Here is an 18,075-nt window from a genome sequence, read left to right as displayed (position 1 = left end):
CGACGGCGTCGTGCACCGCGCGGCCCGCACATACCCCCGGGGACTCTGTCCACCCCGATGCGAACTGTAGAGAAATCTCGGCGCGACCGGAACGAAACTGAGGATATCGGCCCGTCAGTGGGACAGTTCGGCGGAAGAGGTTTGCTTAAACCTCAACCGCAGGGGTGAGGCGCGTCACAGCAGTGAGGAGTAGAGCCCCTCAGGAGTAGAGCGCCTCGACCTGCTGGCGCTGCTCGCGCATCACGACCGAGCGCTTGAGCTTCAGGCTCGGCGTGAGCTGACCGCCCTCCTCGGTCCAGTCCTCGGGGAGGATCGTGAACTTGCGGATGGACTCGGCCTTCGAGACGGCCCTGTTGGCGTCCTCGACCGCCTCCTCGACCGCGGCGCGCAGGTCGGGGTCGTCGACCAGGTCGGCGATCGAGCCGCTCTTCCCGTGGGTCTCGGCCCAGGTGGGGAAGGACTCGGGGTCGATCGTGACCAGGGCGGCGATGAAGGGCTGGCCGTCGCCGACGACCAGGCACTGGCTGACCAGCGGGTGCGCGCGGAGGCGGTCCTCCAGCACGGCGGGGGCGACGTTCTTGCCGCCCGCGGTCACGATGATCTCCTTCTTGCGCCCGGTGATCCGGACGAAGCCCTCGTCGTCGACCTCGCCGACGTCGCCGGTGTGGAACCAGCCGTCGCTCTCGAGCACCTCGGCGGTCGCGGCCTCGTTGTCCCAGTAGCCGGCGAAGACCTGACCGCCCTGGAAGAGCAGCTCGCCGTCGTCGGCGACCCGGACGGCGGTGCCGGGGAGCGGCCGACCGACGGTGCCGACCTTCTGGGCGTCGGGGAGGTTGACGGTGAGTGCGGCCGTGGTCTCGGTGAGACCGTAGCCCTCGAGGACGGTCAGGCCGATGCCGCGGTAGAAGTGGCCGAGCCGCTCGCCCAGCGGCGCCCCGCCGGACACCGCGAAGGTGCACGCGCCGCCGAGGGCGGTGAGCAGCTTGCCGTAGACCAGCCGGGCGAAGAGCGCGTGCTGCGCGCGGACGGCCAGCGAGGGCCGGCCCTTCTCGAGGCCGCGCGAGTAGGCGATCGCGGTCTCGGCGGCCCGGTCGAAGATCTTGCCCTTGCCGTCGGCCGTGGCCTTCTGGGAGGCGGTGTTGAAGACCTTCTCGAAGACCCGCGGGACCGCGAGGATGAAGGTCGGCCTGAACTCCTGCAGGTCGGGCAGCAGGTTCTTGATGTCGGCGCTGTGGCCCAGCCGGGTGCGGGACTTCACGCAGCCCACCTGGATGATCCGGGCGAACACGTGGGCCAGCGGCAGGAAGAGGAGCGTCGAGGCGCCCTCGGTGTCGAAGAGCTTCTCCAGCTCGTCGACCGCCACGCCCAGCTCGAACATGAAGTTGCCGTGGGTCAGCACGCAGCCCTTGGGGCGGCCGGTGGTGCCCGAGGTGTAGATCAGCGTCGCCAGGTCGAGCGGCGTCGCCGTCGTACGACGCTTCTCGAGCTCCTCGTCGCTGATGTCCTCGCCGAGGCTGACCAGGACGTCGACGGCGTTGTCGGTGATGGACCAGACGTGGTTGAGGTGCTCCAGCTCGCCGCGGATCTCGGTGATCCGGGCCATGTGGCCGGCGTCCTCGGCGATCACGGCGCGCGCGGCGGAGTCGCGGAGGATCCAGGCGATCTGCTCGGCGGAGGAGGTCTCGTAGACCGGCACGGTGACCGCTCCGGCGAACCAGATCGCGTAGTCGAGCAGGGTCCACTCGTAGCGGGTCTTCGAGACCAGGGCGACCCGGTCGCCGGCCTCGATGCCCGCGGCGATCAGGCCCTTGGCGACGGCGCTGACCTCGGCGAGGAACTCCGCGCAGGTCACGTCCTCCCACCCCGAGTCGGTGTGCCGGCTGAAGCCGACGGTGTCGGCCGCCTCGCGGGCGTTCGTCACGACGTCGTCGGTGAGGTTCCCGGTGGCGGGGACCTCGATGGTCAGGGGCGTCGAGAACTCCCGCACGCTGCCTCCTCGTTCACGCTGGGTCAGGCTCGGTCGGGGCGCCGTCGGAGGACGCCCCCGGGCAGGCTACCGCCGCCTGCTCGCGGGGCCGAGGTCCGGTACGCTCCGGCCATGGCAGAGCAGACCACGTCCTCGATCGTGATCGACGCCGCCCCCGCTGCCGTGATGGCGGTGATCGCCGACTTCGACGCCTACCCCACCTGGGCCAAGGGCATGAAGACCGTCGAGGTCACCGTTCCCGGGGCCGACGGGCGCGCCGAGCAGGTCTACTTCGCGCTCGACGTCTCGCCCATCAAGGACGAGTACACCCTGGCCTACACCTGGGACGGCGACCGCGAGGTCACCTGGACCCTGGTCGAGGGCAAGATGCTGCGGGCGCTCGACGGCGCCTACGTCCTGCGCGATCGCGGCGACGGCAGCACCGAGGTCACCTACCGCCTGGCCCTCGACGTGTCGATCCCGCTGATCGGCATGCTCAAGCGCAAGGGCGAGAAGATCCTCATCGACACCGCGCTGAAGGGGCTCAAGAAGCGCGTCGAGCAGCAGTAGTCCCGGTGCGCATCCTCCTGTTCACCGGCAAGGGCGGGGTCGGCAAGTCGACCGTCGCGGCCGGGACCGCCGCGCTGGCCGCCGCGGACGGGCAGCGCACCCTGGTGCTCTCCACCGACGCCGCCCACTCGCTCGCCGACGCGTACGGCGTCGCCGTGGGCGCCGAGCCGACCGAGGTGGCCGAGCGGCTCTTCGTCCAGCAGGTCGACGCCCAGCTGCGGTTCCAGCAGTCGTGGGCCGAGATCCAGGGCTACCTGCTGTCCGTCCTCGACGTCGCCGGGGTCGACCCGGTCGCGGCCGAGGAGCTGACGGTGATCCCCGGCGCCGAGGAGGTGCTCGCGCTGCTGGAGCTGCGGCTGCACGCGCTGTCCGGCGCCTGGGACGTGATCGTGGTCGACTGCGCGCCGACGGCCGAGACGCTGCGCCTGCTCGCGCTGCCCGAGGCCCTGGGCTGGTACATGCACCGCGTCTTCCCGGCCGAGCGGCGCATCGTCAAGGCGCTGCGCCCGGTGCTGAACCGCACCGTCGGCGTCCCGATGCCCGGCGACAGCGTGTTCGACGCCGTCGAGCGGCTGCACGGTGAGCTGGACGAGGTGCACCGGCTGCTGGCCGGCCCGGGCTCCAGCGTGCGCCTGGTGCTGACCCCGGAGACGATCGTGCTCGCCGAGGCCCGCCGCTCCTACACGACCCTCTCGCTCTTCGGCTACCGCGTCGACGGCGTGGTCGCCAACCGGGTCTTTCCCGCCGAGGGCGCCGACGACTGGCGCGCCGGCTGGGTGCTGGCCCAGGACGAGGTGCTCGCGCAGGTCGACCAGTCCTTCGACGGGCTGCCCGTCTGGCGCTCGGTCTACCGGCCCCGCGAGCCGGTCGGCGTCGCGGCGCTCTCCGACCTCGCCCGCGAGGTGTACGACGGCAGCGACCCGCTGGCCCCGCCCGCGGGCGACGGGCCGTTCCGGGTCCGCCGTACCTCTTCGGGGGCGGTGCTGCACCTCGCGCTGCCGCACGTCACCCGGGCCGACGTGGACCTGGCCCGCAACGGCGACGACCTGGTGGTGACCGTGGGGTCGTATCGTCGCGTCCTCAGCCTGCCGGCGGGCCTCGCGCGGCTCCGCGTCAGCGGCGCCCGGGTCGAGGCGGGCGAGCTGCAGGTGCGGTTCCGCGAGGTCACCGTGGCGGCCCCGGAGAAGGAGCGAGCGTGAACCAGGACGACCAGGTCGGCAGCGTCGGCGAGGAGGCCGCGAAGCTCTTCGGCGCGCTCGCCGACGCCTTCCGCGAGGTCGACCAGCACGTCGCCGCCGACGACCCGGAGTGCACGTGGTGCCCGGTCTGCCGGGCCGTCCACCTGGTGCGGGAGACCAGTCCCGAGGTGAAGGCGCATCTCGCCTCCGCCGCCTCCTCGCTGGTGCAGGCGGCCGCCGGACTGCTCGCCACGCACGTGCCGCCGGAGCGTCGGGACCGGGCCGCTGGCGTCGAGCGGATCGACCTCGGCGAGGATGTCCCCGACGACGGATGGGCGGAGGACGAATGACCCTGGCGTGTGGGGTGGACGTAGGCGGCACCAAGATCGCCGGCGGCGTGATCGACGAGGACGGCAGCATCGTCGAGGAGCTGCGGGTGGTGTCACCGGCCACGGACGCGGAGGCCATCGAGGAGGCCATCGCCGGCCTGGTCCTGGAGCTGCGCTCGCGCCACGACATCTCGGCCGTCGGCGTCGGTGCGGCGGGCTACATCGACAAGGCCCGCGCGCTGGTGATGTTCGCTCCGAACATCGCCTGGCGCAACGTCGACCTGAAGGGCGAGCTCGAGAAACGCGTCGACCTGCCGGTCGTGATCGAGAACGACGCGAACGCGGCGGCCTGGGGCGAGTTCCGCTACGGCGCCGGCCACGACGTCGACGACCTGCTGCTGGTGACCGTCGGCACCGGGGTCGGGGGCGGCGTGGTCCTGGACGGCGAGCTCTACCGCGGCGCCTTCGGCGTCGGCGCGGAGATCGGTCACATGCGCGTCGTCCCCAACGGCATCCTGTGCGGGTGCGGCAACCACGGCTGCTTCGAGCAGTACGCCAGCGGCAACGCGCTGGTCCGCGAGGCCCGCACCTCCGCGCGCGGCGGCTCGCTGCTCGCGCGCCACGTGCTCGACCTGGCCGGTGGCGACGCCGACAAGATCACCGGCCCGCTGATCACCGAGGCGGCCCGCGCGGGCGACCCGTTCGCGGTCGAGCAGCTCGCCGAGCTCGGCAAGTGGCTCGGCGAGGGCATCGCCTCGCTCACCGCGATCCTCGACCCGGCGGTCGTGGTCATCGGCGGCGGCGTCAGCGAGGCGGGCGAGCTGCTGCTCGCCCCGACCCGGGCCGCCTTCGCCGCCCAGCTCACCGGTCGCGGGCACCGGCCGTCGCTGGAGATCCGCAAGGCACGACTCGGCAACCGGGCCGGGCTGATCGGCGCCGCCGACCTCGCCCGTCGCTGACCCGATGGCCCTGTTCATCGGCGTCGACGTCGGCGGCACCAAGGTGATGGCCTCGGCCGTCAGCGCCCGGGGCCGGGTGCTGCGCACCGCCCACCGCTCGACCCCGGGGCGGCTCGTCGACCCGGCGGTCGTCGAGGACGCACTCACCGAGGCCGTGCTCGAGGTCGCCGGACGGCGGGCCGTCGACGGCGTCGGGCTGGCCGCCGCCGGGTTCGTCGACCGGGCCGGCGAGCGGGTGATGTTCGCGCCGCACCTGCCCTGGCGGGGCGAGCAGGTGCGGGCCCGGCTGATGGAGCGCTGGGGCACCACCGTCGTCCTCGACAACGACGCCAACTGCGCCGCTCGCGCCGAGGTCGCCTTCGGGGCCGCACGGGGCGCGACCGACGCGGTCGTGGTCACCCTCGGGACCGGCATCGGCGGCGCCGTCGTCCTCAACGGGCGCGTGCACCGGGGCAGCAACGGAATGGCCGGGGAGTTCGGCCACATGCAGGTGGTGCCGGACGGGCTCTCCTGCGAGTGCGGCGGCTCGGGCTGCTGGGAGCAGTACTGCAGCGGCAACGCCCTCTCCCGGCACGCCCGCTCGCAGCTCGGCCGGGTCCCCACGCTGCTCGACGAGATGTGCGGTGGCGACCCGGCGCGCCTGGTCGGCCCGATGGTCACCCAGGCCGCCGACCGCGGCGACCAGGTGGCGCTCCAGGCGTTCGCGTCGGTCGGCGACTGGCTGGGCGTCGGCGTGGCCAACCTGGTCGCCGCCTTCGACCCCGACGTGGTCGTCATCGCGGGCGGCGTCTCCGCCGCTGGCGAGCATCTGCTGGCCCCGGCCCGCGCGGCCCTGACCCGCTCGCTGGTCGGCACCGGGCACCGCGTCGTACCGCCGCTGCTGCGGGCCACGCTGGGCCCCGAGGCCGGCGTCGTCGGCGCCGCGGACCAGGCCCGCTCGGCCGTCCGCAGCGGCGGGCGGCGGGCCCGCGCCCGTCGTACGTCGGTGGGGGCGCGCGTCGCGCGGCGCCTCGGCGTCGAGGACGACTGAGAGCGCGACCACCCTCAGCGAGTCCGCCGGCGCGGCCTCGCTAGACCTGCGCGCCGTCGTCCCAGGGGTCGCGCGGCCCGCGGGGCATCTGCCACACGAGGTAGAGGAAGCCGCCGACGAAGGCGGCGACCAAGCCGTAGGCGAGCAGTCGCGGGATGCCGATGCGGATGATCAGGCAGACCAGCAGGATCACCGGGGCGCCGAAGACGCCGAACCAGGCGATCCGTCGATCCAGGCGCGCCCGCGGGACGGGCGGCGGGGGCGGCGGCACGAAGCGGTCCTCGTCGGGTGCGGCCAGCGGAGCGCTGAACCACTCGGGGTCGTCGACGGCCTCGTCGACCGGGGGATCGACCGGCTCGGGATCCGTCGTCGCCGCCTCCGGCTCGAGGTCGGGGCGGTCCCCGTAGTTGTCGACGATGGAGCGCCAGACGGCGTCCTCGTCCTCGTCGCGCTGCACGCCTCGAGGGTAGGTCGTGGGGGGATCGGGGCCTAGACCGAGGTCACCCGGGCCACGAACTCGGCGGTGCCGTCGTAGATGGCCGGGGCGTCGTGGTCGAGCGTGGCCACGTGGAAGCTGTCCTCGAGGCGTACGACGCGCACGTCCCGCGACGAGACGGTGCCGGTGATCAGCGGCTCGGAGAGCTCGTCGACGACGTGGTCGACGCTCGAGCGGAAGTACAGCAGCGGGGCCGTGACCTTCGGCAGCTCGGCCGCCAGCGCCGGCCAGGCGCCGAACATCGAGGCGGCGGCCCGCAGCGGCACCCGCGGGTAGCCGTGCTCGGTCACGCCCTCCTTCTTGATGTCGTCGACGATGCCGGGCATCGAGGGGAGGAGGTGCTTCAGCACCGGGAGCAGCTTGACGTCGAGGCGCTTGGTCGCGACCGCCGGGTTGACCACGACGACACCGGACACCCGGTCGGGGTGGTCGGCGGCCAGGCGCAGGCTCAGAGCGCCGCCCATCGAGAGCCCGCCGACCACGACGGCGTCGTTCTCGAGGCAGAGCTTGTCGAAGACGCGGGTGAGCTCGCCGTACCAGTCGTCCCACGTGGTGCGGTTCATCTCCTGCCAGGTGGTGCCGTGGCCGGGCAGGCGCGGGACCTCGACGGCGTACCCCTGGGCGGCGAGGTGCTCGCCCCACGGCTTGACCGAGGCGGGCTGGCCGGTGAAGCCGTGGCTGACCAGGACGCCGACCCGACGGCCACCGGTGAGCTCGGGGCGGGCGGGGGCCGAGAGGGGGGTCGCCAAGGGGTGGATCGTCATGGGCTCACTGTAGGTCCGCGTGGGGCTAGAGTTCGCGTGTCTCGATCGGTCGTGGGAGGGGTTGTGCGGTGTTCTACTGGTTCCTGAAGTGGATCGCGCTCGGGCCGTTGCTCCGGGTCGTGTTCCGCCCCCAGGCCGTCGGCGCCGACCACGTCCCGCTGGAGGGGCCCGCGATCCTCGCGAGCAACCACCTCTCGTACGCCGACTGGCTGTTCATGCCGCTGACCCTGTCGCGGCGGGTGACCTTCGTGGCGAAGGCCGAGTACTTCACCACCCCCGGCATCAAGGGCTGGTTCCAGCGCCAGTTCTTCTCCGGCTCCGGCCAGGTCCCGATCGACCGCTCCGGTGCCTCGGCGGCCGAGGGCGCGCTCAGCGCGGCCAAGCGGATCCTGGCCGAGGGCGAGCTGTTCGGCATCTACCCCGAGGGCACCCGCTCCCACGACGGCAAGCTCTACCGCGGCAAGACCGGCGTGGCCCGGCTCGCGCTCGAGTCGGGCGTGCCGGTCATCCCGGTGGCCGTCGTCGGCACCGACGTCGTGGCGCCTCCCGGCAAGAAGTTCGGCCGGCTGGTCCAGCCGGTCGTGCGCTTCGGCAAGCCGCTCGACTTCTCCCGCTACGAGGGCATGGAGAACGACCGCTACATCCTGCGGTCGATCACCGACGAGATCATGTACGAGATCATGCGCCTCTCCGGGCAGGAGTACGTCGACCAGTACGCCGCCCGCGCCAAGGAGGAGCAGAAGAAGGCGGCCGAGCAGGCCGCGGGCGAGACGGACGAGCAGAAGAAGGCGTCCTGAGCCGCGAGTCCCATCCCCGTCCGGTCGGCTGGCGCCGTCCCGAGACGACCGTCGAGGACCGGCTGTTCCGGGCCCTGGCGGTGCTCCGCGTGGTGCTGGTGGCCAACGCCGTCGGGCTGAACGTCTACCGCGCCGACAACTACCAGCGCCCGGTGGCCGGTCTGGTCCTGGTCGCGGTGATGATCGGCTGGACCGCCTTCACGGTCTGGGCGTACGCCGACCCCGCGCGCCGTACCCGCGTCGTCCTCGGTCTGGACCTGGCGGTCGCGCTGGCCCTGCTGCTGGCCTCGCCGCTGGTCAAGGGTGCCGGCTTCAGCGCGACCGTGCCGGGCTTCTGGGTGATGGGCGCCCTGCTGGCCTGGGCCGTGCACTGGCGCTGGCGCGGCGGCCTGGTCGCCGCGCTCGTGCTGGCCGTCTCCGACCTGGCGATCCGCGAGGACGTCAGCCAGACCAACTACGGCAACGCCTACCTGCTCGTGATCGGCGGCGTGGTCATCGGCGGACTGGCCGAGTCGTTGCAGCGGATGGCCGAGCAGCGCGACACCGCGGAGCGGGAGGCCGCGGCCGCGGCCGAGCGGGCCCGGTTGGCGCGGGCCGTGCACGACGGCGTGCTGCAGGTGCTCGCCCTGGTCCAGCGCCGCGGATCCGAGCTCGGCGGCGACGCGGCCGAGCTGGGTCGGCTGGCCGGGGAGCAGGAGACCGTGCTGCGCGGCCTCATCCACGCCCAGGACGCGGTGCCTGCGGACGGCGTGGCCGGGACGGTCGACGTGGCCGCCGAGCTGGCCCGCCTGGAGCGGCCCGGCGTCGTGGTCGCCGGGCCCGGCGTACCGGTCGAGCTGGCGGGGCAGGCGGGCCGCGAGCTGGTGGCCGCCGTACGCGCGTGCCTCGACAACGTCGAGCGGCACGCGCCGGGCGCGCGGTCCTGGGTCCTGCTCGAGGCGGTGGGCGACCGGATCGAGGTCTCGGTCCGCGACGACGGTCCCGGCATCCCCGAGGGCCGGCTGTCCGAGGCCGCCGACCAGGGCCGGCTCGGCGTCAGCGAGTCGATCCGCGGCCGGGTCGCCGACCTCGGCGGCACCGCCACCCTGACCACCGGGCCCGAGGGCACCGAGTGGGAGATCTCCGTGCCCCGGGAGGGCCGATGACCATCCACAGCACGCACCCGTTCGCCGACCCCGACCGCGACCCGGTACGCCGCCTCCGCGGCCGGCTCGGGGGTGCGGTCTCGTTGTGGACGGCGGGCGACCTCGCCGACCAGCACGGCCGGGCCGGGCTCACGGTGACCTCGCTGATGGTCGCCGCGGGGGAGCCGACCCGGCTGCTGGCCCTGGTCGACCCGGACTCCGACCTCGCCGACGTCGTCGCCGACACCGGCCGCTGCGTGGCCCAGCTGCTCGCGTGGGAGCACCGCGACCTGGCCGAGGCCTTCGCCGGCACCGCGCCGGCACCGGGTGGTCCGTTCCGGCAGGCCGACTTCGAGCAGACCGCCTGGGGGCCGCGGCTGGTCGGCGTCAGCGCGTGGGTGGGCCTGAGCGTCGAGTCGACCACCACGGTCGGCTGGTCGAGCCTGCTGACCTGCGTCGTCGACGAGGTCGAGGTCGGCGAGGAGCGCGACCCGCTGGCCCACCGGCGGGGGCGCTGGCTGCGTCCGGCGCCTCCCCTCTAGGGTCCTGCCATGACGGAGCCCCCGATCCGCGTGATGGTCGTCGACGACCACCCGATGTGGCGTGACGCCGTCGAGCGGGACCTGCAGGCGGCGGGCTTCGACGTCGTCGGCGTGGCCGCCAACGGCTCCGAGGCGGTCGCGCGGTTCCCGGCGGCCCGGCCGCAGGTGCTGGTGCTCGACCTGCAGATCCCCGCGCCCAACGGCGTCGAGGTCACCGCCGAGGTGCTTCGCCACGACCCGTCCGCCCGGGTGCTCATCCTCTCCGCCTCCGGCGAGCAGGCCGACGTCCTGGAGGCCGTGAAGGCCGGGGCGACCGGCTACCTCGTGAAGTCCGCGTCCCGCGAGGAGCTCCTCGACGCCGTACGACGGGTCGCGGCCGGCGACACCGTCTTCACTCCCGGCCTGGCCGGGCTGGTGCTGGGGGAGTACCGCCGGCTCAGCGAGCCCGCGGCCGCCGACCCCGCCAACCCCGAGCTGACCGAGCGGGAGACGGAGGTGCTGAAGATGGTGGCCAAGGGCCTGTCCTACCGCCAGATCGCCGACCGGCTCGTGCTCTCCCACCGCACCGTGCAGAACCACGTCCAGAACACCCTGCGCAAGCTCCAGATGCACAACCGGGTCGAGCTCACCCGCTACGCGATCGAACAGGGGCTCGACGATGCCGACGCGTAGGTACCTGGGGTGGCTGGGGCTCGACGACGTCGCGCTCCCGCCGACGCTCGGAACGCTGCGGCTGGTGCACGCGCGGCACCTCGCGCGGGTGCCCTACGAGAATCTCGGGATCATGCTCGGCAACCCGCCCTCGGTCGACCCGGCGGCGAGCCTGGAGCGGATCGCCACGGTCGGACGCGCCGGCTACTGCTTCCACCACAACGGCGCGCTCGAGCTGGTGCTGCGCGACCTCGGCTTCGAGGTCGAGCGGCGGCACGGGCACGTCTGGACCGCCGGCGTCGACGGCGCGCTGCCCGCGCTCAACCACCTGGTGCTCGTGGTCCGCGACCTGCCGACCCCGGAGAACCCCGACGGGCGCTGGTGGGCCGACGTGGGCATCGGCGACGGGTTCGCCGAGCCGCTCCCGCTGGTCGACGGCACGTACGACGACGCCGGGTTCCGCTACGAGCTCGCGGACGTGACCGGGGCCGGCTGGTCCTTCCGGCACGACCCGGCCGGCTCCTTCGGCGGCATCGAGGTCACCGACGGGCCGACCACCCCGGCCGACGTGCTGGCCGCCCACGCCGAGCTGTCGACCCCGCCCGAAGGACGGTTCACCCGGATGCTCCTGGTGCAGCGGCGCGACGCCACCGGGGTCGACCTGCTCCGCGGATGCGTGCGCAGCCGAGTGGAGCCGGGCGGCCGCACCGAGTCCGAGCTGACGTCGTACGACGCCTGGCGGGCCGGGCTCGCGGAGATCGGCGTACCCCTTCACGACGTGCCGGACGACGAGCTGGTCGCGCTGTTCGACCGGACGCTGGCCGCCCACCAGGCCTGGACCTCGGCCGGCCGGCCTTGAGGTCACGATGAGCGAGCTGCTGCAGATCGCGGACGAGCTCTACGGGCTGGACCTGCCGTCGTTCACGCCGGCCCGCGACGCGCGGGCCAAGGCGCTGAAGGGCACCGACCTCGCGGTGCCGGTGAAGGCGCTGCGCAAGCCGGCGACGGCGGCCTGGGTGGTCAACCTGCTGGTCCGTCACGAGACCGAGCAGGTCGACCAGGTGCTCGCCGTCGGGGCCGCGCTGCGCGAGGCCCAGGCGGCGATGTCGGGCGACGAGCTGCGCACCCTCACCAAGCAGCGGCGCCAGCTCACCGCCGCCGTGACCACCCAGTCCCGCGCGGTCGCGAAGGAGCACGGGCTGAAGGTGACCGCGGCGGTCGCGGACCAGGTCGAGGCCACCCTGACCGCGGCGATGGTCGACGCGGGGTGCGCGGCCGCCGTACGCAGTGGGCTGCTGGTGACCGCGCTGACCGCGACCGGCGTCGACGAGGTCGACCTCGCCGCCGCGGTGGCCGTCCCCGAGGCGCTGGGCTTCCGGGCGACGGCCCACGCCGCCGAGCCGCCGCCGCGGCCCGAGCTGCACGTCGTCCCCGACCCCGACGCCGACGCCAAGGCCCGCGCCGCCGCCGAGGACCTGCTGGAGTCGGCGCAGGCGGAGGTCGACGCCGCCCAGGACGAGCTCGACGAGGTCGCCGCCTCGGTCGCCGAGCTCGAGGCCCGGACCATGCAGGTCCAGTCCGAGATGGACGAGCTCCGGCGCCGGCTAGCCGAGCTCGAGACCCGCGCCGAGGAGGTCGAGGACGAGCTCTCCGACGCCGAGGAGGCGCGCTCCGAGGCGGAGACGGTCCTCGAGGAGGCGGCCCGGGAGCGGGACGCGGCCCGGGCCGCGCTGGACCGGCTGTCGTAGGGCCGGGGAGAGTTTCATCGGCTGGCCGATGAAGCTCCTGCCGGGACGACAAAGGTTCATCGTCCAGGCGTGAGTTTTGTCGGCTAGCCGATAAAACTCACGCGGCCCCGCCCGCAGGCGGGAGCGAGATCGGCAGCCGCATCCCGAGGACCAGCCGCGGGTCGGTCAGACCGACCTCGGTGCCGGGCGGCACGAGCTCCGGCAGCGCCTCAGCAGGTACGCCGAGCTCCGCGGCCCGGTCGGCGGACCAGGCCGGGTCGGTGGTGACGTGCTGGAGGCCCCGGGTCATCCGGGCGACGACGTACGACGCGACCGGGCCGGCGGCGTACCGCTCGTCGAGGACCAGCGCCCAGGTGTGCGGCTCGTGCTCGGCGACCCAGGCCAGCCCGGCCGCGGGATCGGCGGCCCGGGGGTCGGGCGCGAGCAGGGCGGGCCGGGGGGAGCCGAGGGTCTCGGTGTCCCAGAGGAGGAGCGAGGTGCTCGGGCCGGTGACGGAGAGGGCGGAGACGGGGACCTCGTCCGCGACGGTCCGCAGCACGCCGAGCACGGTTCGCCAGAGGTCCTCCGCCACGAGCTCGCTTCGGCCGGGGCCGGCGGGGTGCGGGGTGAGGGGTAGCCGGGCCGCCGAGGTCACCCGGCCGTCGGCGCCCACCGACGCGGTGACCTCCGTCGGCTCCACGACGAGGGCCAGGACGGTCATGCGCCCGACCCTAGGCCGTCGGGCAGGATCGTCGGGTGAGCGACGCGACCCCCTGGATCGCCTACGACTGGCCGGCCGACGGTGCCGACCCGTTCGACGCGGCCGCCCCCGACCCGCTGTGGCTGCTCGCGGACGGCGCGGGCCACTGGGGGCGGGCCTGGCCGGCGGGGGACCTGCGCGACTTCGGGTCGTACGGCGACTTCGAGCAGCGGGTGCCGATGGGCTACAAGGTCGTGGAGGTGCGGGAGCGCATCGCCCTGATGCGAGACGGCGAGCTGGTGCACGCCGGCGCTCGGAGCAGCGCGGTGACCTGGTTCGGCCAGTGGGGCGCCGTCGGCCACCTGGCCTACGCCGTCCATCCGCAGCACTGGGTGGTGGCGCGGTCGCGGGAGGAGCGCACCGAGCGCCGTGCTGCGTGCCCGACCGAGGACGAGGTGCTGGCGGCCGCGGCCCGGCTGAGCCTGGCCGAGCCGGAGGAGACCTGGCTGGTCAGCCGCCGCATCGCGATCCGGAACTGGCACTGAGCGAGGTCTACGCCGAGGCGCGGACGATCGCGAGGACCTGCTCGTCGATCCAGGACAGGTCGGGCGCGACCCGCATCTCGTAGTTCTCGGTGCCGACCCAGGCCAGGAAGTCGCGGTGCCCCCGGGCCTCGGCGAAAGCGGCCAGCTCGGCCTCGAGGTCGGGCGTCACCGGAACCTTCTCGTCCTCGGTCGACGCGGTCAGGTAGAGGTCGTTGAGGGCGAGCAGCCGGGCCAGCTCGGGGATCGGCGCGGCCGCGTCATCGACGCGCAGGTCGACCGCGATGTCGTCGAGCCCGCCGTACCCGGTCTCGTCGCGGACGACGAGCAGCGCCGCCGACTGCCGACCACGCCGGTCACCGCCCGCCTCGTCGCCGGCGGTGAGGGCGGCGAGCAGCCGGTGGGCGAGCGGCAGGTCGGGGGCCGAGGCCTCCCAGGCGTCGCGCATGGCCACCACGACCTCCTCGCCGGTGAGGACGTTGCCCTGGATCGCGTACCCGTCGCCGGTCACCCCGCCGGCCCAGTCCAGGCAGGCGGTCCCGGTGTGGCTGGCGGCTCCGCCGTCGACGTCGACGATGCCGACCTGGCGGTGGTCACGGCCGTCGTCCTCCTCCAGCAGCCGCTGCAGCGCGACCGACGCGGTCGCGCCGTCGTCGAGGTGCGACAGGGCCAGGCCCTTGTAGGCGACGTTCGCGTCGGCCTGGGTGGCGATCGCGCCGACCTGGGCGACCGCAGCGGGTACGGCGGCGCCCACGGCCAGGAACCGGGAGGCGACCGCGACGCCCCAGGACTCTCCGTCGGCGGACCGGGCCACGATCGAGAACGTCATGCCGGGAGGGTAGCGGCGCGGGGCGTCCGGGTAGGGAGCGCACGTGCTCAACGACCTGGCCCGCTTCGCTCGCACCTCCGTCCTCCTGCAGATGCTCGCTCCCGGGTTCGTCACGGGCGGCCTGCTGGGCGCCTTCCTCTTCCCGCTGAACGACGAGGTCGGGCGCGGGGAGCTGGGCCTGATGCTCGTCGCCTTCCTGGCGATCCCGGCCTGGGCCGTCTGGCACGTCGTCACGGTGCGCCGGATGGAGCGCCGCTTCTGGGCCGAGGTCGTCGCCGGCTCGCAGGAGTTGGTCGAGGGGGCCGTGGTGGCGGCGCCGGTCCCGGCGCGGGTCGTCCGGGGTCGGAGCAAGCCGGCGCTGCCCGCCTTCGGTCTGGCCGGTGGTCGGGTGCCGGGCGCCGCGGTGGGTCTCGTCGTCACGGCCGTCGGCGACGGACCGGCGCGCCGGGTGGGGCTGCTGGCCCCGGCCGGCGTGGTGCTGCCACCGGGCGCGCCGCTGCTCGTGGCCGTGCACCCGGAGCGGGCCGAGGTCGCCGTCCTGGAGGACCGGGTGAGCGCCGGGGAGGTCGCCGCTACGGTCGGCGACCCTCGCTGGGAGCAGCCGCTGCCGACCGACCGGAAGGTGATCGGGGGCTGGTCGGGGATCGTGGGGTTCGCGGTCCTGGGCCTTCTCGCGGGCGCCGCCCTGGGCTTCGTCTGCGCGCGGCTGCTGGTCGTGTGACCCACATCGCACTAGGGTCGCTGCGAACCGTCCCACCCGCCTCAGCGGAGGAGTGCAGATGCGCGTCGGAGTGCTCACCGGGGGCGGGGACTGTCCTGGCCTGAACGCCGTCATCCGGGCGATCGTGCGCCGTGGGGTCCGCGACCACGGGTTCGAGTTCGTGGGCTACCGCGACGGCTGGAAGGGCCCGCTGGATGACCTCACGATGCCGCTCGGGATCGAGCAGTGCCGGGGGATCCTGCCGCGCGGTGGCACCATCCTCGGGTCCTCGCGCACCAACCCGTTGAAGGTCGACGGCGGCGTCGACCGGATCCGCGAGAACCTGGTCCGCGACGGCGTCGACGCCCTCGTCGTGATCGGCGGCGAGGACACCCTCGGCGTCGCCACCCACCTGGCCGACCTCGGCGTCGCGGTGGTCGGGGTGCCGAAGACCATCGACAATGACCTGTCCGGCACCGACTTCACCTTCGGCTTCGACACCGCGGTCAACATCGCGACCGAGGCCATCGACCGGCTGCACACCACGGCGGAGTCCCACCACCGGGTCCTGGTCGTGGAGGTGATGGGTCGCCACGCCGGCTGGATCGCCCTGCACGCCGGGATGGCCGGAGGCGCCAGCGCGGTGCTGATCCCGGAGCAGCCGTTCGACATCGAGGCGATCTGCGCCCACGTCGAGACCCGGTTCCAGACCCAGTACGCCCCGATCATCGTGGTCTCGGAGGGCGCGGTCCCGGTCGAGGGCGGGGCGATGACCGTCCACCCCGGCGAGGTCGACGCCTTCGGCCATGTCCGGCTCGGCGGCATCGGCGACCGGCTCGCCGTCGAGATCGAGCGTCGTACCGGCAAGGAGGCGCGGACCGTCGTCCTCGGCCACATCCAGCGCGGAGGCACGCCCACCGCCTTCGACCGCTGGCTGGCCACCCGCTTCGGCCTGCAGGCCGTCGACGCGGTCGCCGAGGGCGACTTCGGCACCATGATGGCGCTGCAGGGCACGAAGATCGTCCGGCTCCCGCTGATCGAGGGCACCGGCGCGCTGAAGCTGGTCAGCCCCGAGGAGTACGCCGAGGCGCAGGTCTTCTTCGGCTGAGAGCTCAGTGCCCCGCTGACACGTCCAGGTCGCGCGGCGCCAGCCACCAGACCAGCGCCGCGGCGGCGAGCATGACGAGCCCGCCGGCCAGCCCCGCCCAGGCCAGTGAGTGGGTGAACGCCTCGGTGGCCTGGGCCGCCAGGCCGGGGCCGGCGACGTCCGCGACCTCGAGGGCTCCGCCGAGCGAGTCGCGGACCACGCCCGACGCCTCGGCGTCGAGTCCGGCCGCAGCGAGATCGCGGGCCGGGAGGTCGGCGCGGTAGACCGCGGCGGCCAGGCTCCCGAGCACCGCCACCCCGAGCACGCCGCCGATCTCGTAGCTCGACTCCTCGATCGCGGCCGCGCTCCCGGCCTTGGACTCGGGCGCGCCGGACATGATCGCGGCCGAGGCGACGGCCAGCGACCCGCTGCCCGCGCCGACGAGGACGAGGGAGGCGGCGACACCGACATACGACAGCGGCTCGGGGAGCAGGAAGACCAGCAGGAAGCCGAGGCCGCCGACCGCGAGTCCGCCGGCGAGGACCGGACGGGCGCCGATCCGCTCCGCGAGAGCCGGTGCGAGGGGCGAGCACACGACCCCCGCGACCGCCATCGGCAGCAGCGCGAGGCCGGACTCCAACGGTGACCAGCCCCGGACCAGCTGCAGCCACTGGCTGAGCAGCAGCAGCGCGGCGATCGAGGCGATGCTCGTGCAGAGGGCGGTCACGGTGCCGGCGGTGAACGCCCGGCTCCGGAACAGCCGGACCTCCAGGACGGGATCGGGCTGGGCCAGGCAGCGCCGTACGAACAGCACCAGCGCGGCGACCGCCACCACGGCGGTGCCGACGCCCTCGGCGTCGACCCCGTGCTCGCCGGTGTGCTTGACGGCGTAGACCAGCGCGACCATCCCGACCACCGAGAGCACGGTGGCCAGCGGGTCGAGGGTGCCGGGCCGGTCCGAGCGGCTCTCGGGCAGCAGGAGCAGGGCGGCCACCATGGCCACCGCCATCACCGGAACGTTGACCAGGAAGGCCGAGTGCCAGCTGAACGCCTCGAGCAGCGCGCCGCCGATGATCGGGCCCAGGGCGGCGCCGACCGCGGCGGTGGCGCCCCACCACCCCAGGGCCGTGGCCCGCTGGCGCGGGTCGGTGAACAGCGCCCGCACCATCGACAGGGTCGACGGCATGATCATCGCCCCGCCGACCCCGAGCAGGGCCCGGACGGCGATCACGCCCTCGGGACTGTCGACCAGCAGGACGGCGACCGACGCCGCCCCGAAGGTCGCGAAGCCCGCCACCAGCATCCGGCGTCGGCCCCAGCGGTCGCCGAGCGCACTGGCGGTCACCAGCAGACCGGCCAGCACCAGCGCGTAGACGTCGACCATCCACAGCTGCTCGACCGCGCCGGGGCGCAGGTCGGCCGCGATGGCCGGCAGGGCCAGGCTGAGGATGGTCATGTCCATGACGACGACCAGCAGGCTGGCGCAGAGGACGGCGAGGCCGGCCCACCGCTTCGAGCTGCTCATGCCGACGCTCCCGACAGGAAGGTGCTGACGACGACGTCGGCGGCGGTGCGCGGGGCCAGGTCTCCTGCGCGCAGCGCCTCGCGCACCGAGACCATCACGCCGTACACCAGGTGGCTCAACCATGCGGCCGGTACGTCGGAGCGCAGCACGCCGGTCCGCTGGCCGGCAACCATCAGCTCCACCTCGACCGCCTGCAGCGCCGTCATCCGCGCGAGCAGCCCGGCGTCCTCGATCATCGAGTCGTCGGTCAGCACGAAGGCGAAGTCCTCGGCGTCGCGGGTCAGCGCGGCCAGCATGCCGCGCAGACACTCGCGGACGACGTCGGCGTCGTCCGAGACGGTCGCCTCGCGCACGCCGGTGGTCGCCTGGGTCGTCTCCCAGCGCTCCATGCTGCGCTCGCCGATGGCCCGCACCAGGTCGGCCCGGGTCGCGAAGTGCCGGTGCAGGGTGGCTCGGCCGACGCCGATGGCCGCGGCCAGCTCGGACATCGAGGTCGCGGGGTGGGCGTTCAGGTGGTGAAGCGCGCCGTCGAGCAGCTGGTCGCGGGTGGCCACGACGT

Annotated in this window: 21 protein-coding genes; 14 read left to right on the top strand and 7 right to left on the bottom strand. The window is 74.0% G+C overall.

The genetic code is table 11. The annotated features are described in order from the left end of the window. Positions 1-199 precede the first annotated feature (199 nt). On the bottom strand, positions 200-1,987 hold the full coding sequence (locus tag BLT76_RS06045) for an AMP-dependent synthetase/ligase (protein WP_090852325.1): 1,788 nt from the start codon (positions 1,985-1,987) through the stop codon (positions 200-202). A 111-nt stretch (positions 1,988-2,098) separates the two neighbouring features. Between BLT76_RS06045 and BLT76_RS06040 the strand changes: the two genes are divergently transcribed. From BLT76_RS06040 to BLT76_RS06020, 5 genes are read left to right on the top strand one after another with little or no spacing between them, the layout of a single operon-like run. Beyond that, positions 2,099-2,536, top strand: coding sequence for an SRPBCC family protein (locus BLT76_RS06040; RefSeq protein WP_090852322.1), 438 nt, complete (start codon positions 2,099-2,101; stop codon positions 2,534-2,536). A gap of 5 nt (positions 2,537-2,541) precedes the next feature. Next, a complete protein-coding gene (locus BLT76_RS06035; protein ID WP_090852319.1) occupies positions 2,542-3,735 on the top strand; it encodes an ArsA family ATPase in 1,194 nt (397 codons plus the stop codon). Then, positions 3,732-4,064 carry a hypothetical protein gene (locus BLT76_RS06030; protein ID WP_090852316.1) on the top strand — a complete coding sequence of 111 codons (333 nt, stop codon included), beginning with the start codon at positions 3,732-3,734 and terminating at the stop codon, positions 4,062-4,064. Before BLT76_RS06035 ends, BLT76_RS06030 begins: the two co-directional genes overlap by 4 nt. A 14-nt stretch (positions 4,065-4,078) precedes the next feature. Beyond that, on the top strand, positions 4,079-5,002 hold the full coding sequence (locus BLT76_RS06025; RefSeq protein WP_373366987.1) for an ROK family glucokinase: 924 nt from the start codon (positions 4,079-4,081) through the stop codon (positions 5,000-5,002). 4 nt (positions 5,003-5,006) lie between these two features. Next, positions 5,007-6,032 carry an ROK family protein gene (locus BLT76_RS06020; protein ID WP_090852310.1) on the top strand — a complete coding sequence of 342 codons (1,026 nt, stop codon included), beginning with the start codon at positions 5,007-5,009 and terminating at the stop codon, positions 6,030-6,032. A gap of 40 nt (positions 6,033-6,072) precedes the next feature. On the opposite strand, the gene BLT76_RS06015 is transcribed toward BLT76_RS06020, so the two are convergent. After that, positions 6,073-6,489, bottom strand: coding sequence for a hypothetical protein (locus BLT76_RS06015; RefSeq protein ID WP_090852307.1), 417 nt, complete (start codon positions 6,487-6,489; stop codon positions 6,073-6,075). A gap of 32 nt (positions 6,490-6,521) precedes the next feature. Further along, complete coding sequence (locus BLT76_RS06010) at positions 6,522-7,292, bottom strand: alpha/beta hydrolase (protein WP_090852304.1); 771 nt, start codon at positions 7,290-7,292, stop codon at positions 6,522-6,524. 68 nt (positions 7,293-7,360) lie between these two features. Between BLT76_RS06010 and BLT76_RS06005 the strand changes: the two genes are divergently transcribed. From BLT76_RS06005 to BLT76_RS05980, 6 genes are all read left to right on the top strand, one after another. Beyond that, entirely contained in the window at positions 7,361-8,089 is a 729-nt protein-coding gene (locus BLT76_RS06005) for a lysophospholipid acyltransferase family protein (protein ID WP_090852301.1), read from the top strand. Between the two features lie 80 nt (positions 8,090-8,169). Next, positions 8,170-9,234 (top strand): MacS family sensor histidine kinase, encoded by a 1,065-nt coding sequence (gene macS, locus BLT76_RS06000; RefSeq protein WP_244509279.1) that lies wholly within the window; start codon positions 8,170-8,172, stop codon positions 9,232-9,234. Next, positions 9,231-9,755, top strand: a complete 525-nt coding sequence (locus BLT76_RS05995) for a flavin reductase family protein (RefSeq protein ID WP_090852298.1) — start codon at positions 9,231-9,233, stop codon at positions 9,753-9,755. Before macS ends, BLT76_RS05995 begins: the two co-directional genes overlap by 4 nt. Positions 9,756-9,764: 9 nt before the next feature. After that, positions 9,765-10,427 carry a response regulator gene (locus tag BLT76_RS05990; protein WP_090852294.1) on the top strand — a complete coding sequence of 221 codons (663 nt, stop codon included), beginning with the start codon at positions 9,765-9,767 and terminating at the stop codon, positions 10,425-10,427. After that, positions 10,414-11,265 (top strand): arylamine N-acetyltransferase family protein, encoded by an 852-nt coding sequence (locus BLT76_RS05985; protein WP_090852291.1) that lies wholly within the window; start codon positions 10,414-10,416, stop codon positions 11,263-11,265. Before BLT76_RS05990 ends, BLT76_RS05985 begins: the two co-directional genes overlap by 14 nt. 7 nt (positions 11,266-11,272) lie before the next feature. Beyond that, complete coding sequence (locus BLT76_RS05980; RefSeq protein ID WP_090852287.1) at positions 11,273-12,154, top strand: hypothetical protein; 882 nt, start codon at positions 11,273-11,275, stop codon at positions 12,152-12,154. Between the two features lie 97 nt (positions 12,155-12,251). Here the strand turns inward: BLT76_RS05980 and BLT76_RS05975 are convergent, their stop codons facing one another. Further along, positions 12,252-12,854, bottom strand: a complete 603-nt coding sequence (locus BLT76_RS05975; RefSeq protein ID WP_090852284.1) for a hypothetical protein — start codon at positions 12,852-12,854, stop codon at positions 12,252-12,254. A 35-nt stretch (positions 12,855-12,889) separates the two neighbouring features. Between BLT76_RS05975 and BLT76_RS05970 the strand changes: the two genes are divergently transcribed. Further along, on the top strand, positions 12,890-13,378 hold the full coding sequence (locus BLT76_RS05970; RefSeq protein WP_090852280.1) for a hypothetical protein: 489 nt from the start codon (positions 12,890-12,892) through the stop codon (positions 13,376-13,378). Positions 13,379-13,385: 7 nt separating this feature from the next. Here the strand turns inward: BLT76_RS05970 and BLT76_RS05965 are convergent, their stop codons facing one another. Next, positions 13,386-14,204, bottom strand: a complete 819-nt coding sequence (locus tag BLT76_RS05965; protein WP_090852277.1) for a DUF1028 domain-containing protein — start codon at positions 14,202-14,204, stop codon at positions 13,386-13,388. Positions 14,205-14,247: 43 nt separating this feature from the next. On the opposite strand from BLT76_RS05965, the gene BLT76_RS05960 reads away from it, so the two are divergent. Then, positions 14,248-14,925: a hypothetical protein gene (locus BLT76_RS05960; RefSeq protein WP_090852273.1), complete on the top strand. Its 678-nt coding sequence runs from the start codon at positions 14,248-14,250 to the stop codon at positions 14,923-14,925. A gap of 58 nt (positions 14,926-14,983) precedes the next feature. Beyond that, positions 14,984-16,012: a 6-phosphofructokinase gene (locus BLT76_RS05955; protein WP_090852270.1), complete on the top strand. Its 1,029-nt coding sequence runs from the start codon at positions 14,984-14,986 to the stop codon at positions 16,010-16,012. Positions 16,013-16,016: 4 nt separating this feature from the next. On the opposite strand, the gene BLT76_RS05950 is transcribed toward BLT76_RS05955, so the two are convergent. Beyond that, positions 16,017-17,516: an MFS transporter gene (locus BLT76_RS05950; RefSeq protein WP_090852267.1), complete on the bottom strand. Its 1,500-nt coding sequence runs from the start codon at positions 17,514-17,516 to the stop codon at positions 16,017-16,019. Beyond that, positions 17,513-18,070, bottom strand: coding sequence for a TetR/AcrR family transcriptional regulator (locus tag BLT76_RS05945; protein WP_170866958.1), 558 nt, complete (start codon positions 18,068-18,070; stop codon positions 17,513-17,515). The genes BLT76_RS05950 and BLT76_RS05945 overlap by 4 nt, the downstream gene beginning before the upstream one ends. Positions 18,071-18,075 lie beyond the last annotated feature (5 nt).

This window comes from Nocardioides lianchengensis, assembly GCF_900101465.1.
GTDB lineage: Bacteria > Actinomycetota > Actinomycetes > Propionibacteriales > Nocardioidaceae > Nocardioides > Nocardioides lianchengensis.
Note: the sequence above shows the minus strand (reverse complement) of the source record. Positions and strands in the feature narration are given on the sequence as shown.

Excerpts from the sequence above, each read along its gene's own strand:
- BLT76_RS05980 (WP_090852287.1), top strand. The coding sequence starts at position 11,273 with ATGAGCGAGCTGCTGCAGATCGCGGACGAGCTCTACGGGCTGGACCTG.
- BLT76_RS05950 (WP_090852267.1), bottom strand. The coding sequence starts at position 17,516 with ATGAGCAGCTCGAAGCGGTGGGCCGGCCTCGCCGTCCTCTGCGCCAGC.
- BLT76_RS05995 (WP_090852298.1), top strand. The coding sequence starts at position 9,231 with ATGACCATCCACAGCACGCACCCGTTCGCCGACCCCGACCGCGACCCG.
- BLT76_RS06020 (WP_090852310.1), top strand. The coding sequence starts at position 5,007 with ATGGCCCTGTTCATCGGCGTCGACGTCGGCGGCACCAAGGTGATGGCC.
- BLT76_RS05965 (WP_090852277.1), bottom strand. The coding sequence starts at position 14,204 with ATGACGTTCTCGATCGTGGCCCGGTCCGCCGACGGAGAGTCCTGGGGC.
- BLT76_RS06040 (WP_090852322.1), top strand. The coding sequence starts at position 2,099 with ATGGCAGAGCAGACCACGTCCTCGATCGTGATCGACGCCGCCCCCGCT.
- BLT76_RS06010 (WP_090852304.1), bottom strand. The coding sequence starts at position 7,292 with ATGACGATCCACCCCTTGGCGACCCCCCTCTCGGCCCCCGCCCGCCCC.
- BLT76_RS05985 (WP_090852291.1), top strand. The coding sequence starts at position 10,414 with ATGCCGACGCGTAGGTACCTGGGGTGGCTGGGGCTCGACGACGTCGCG.
- BLT76_RS05990 (WP_090852294.1), top strand. The coding sequence starts at position 9,765 with ATGACGGAGCCCCCGATCCGCGTGATGGTCGTCGACGACCACCCGATG.
- BLT76_RS05975 (WP_090852284.1), bottom strand. The coding sequence starts at position 12,854 with ATGACCGTCCTGGCCCTCGTCGTGGAGCCGACGGAGGTCACCGCGTCG.
- BLT76_RS05955 (WP_090852270.1), top strand. The coding sequence starts at position 14,984 with ATGCGCGTCGGAGTGCTCACCGGGGGCGGGGACTGTCCTGGCCTGAAC.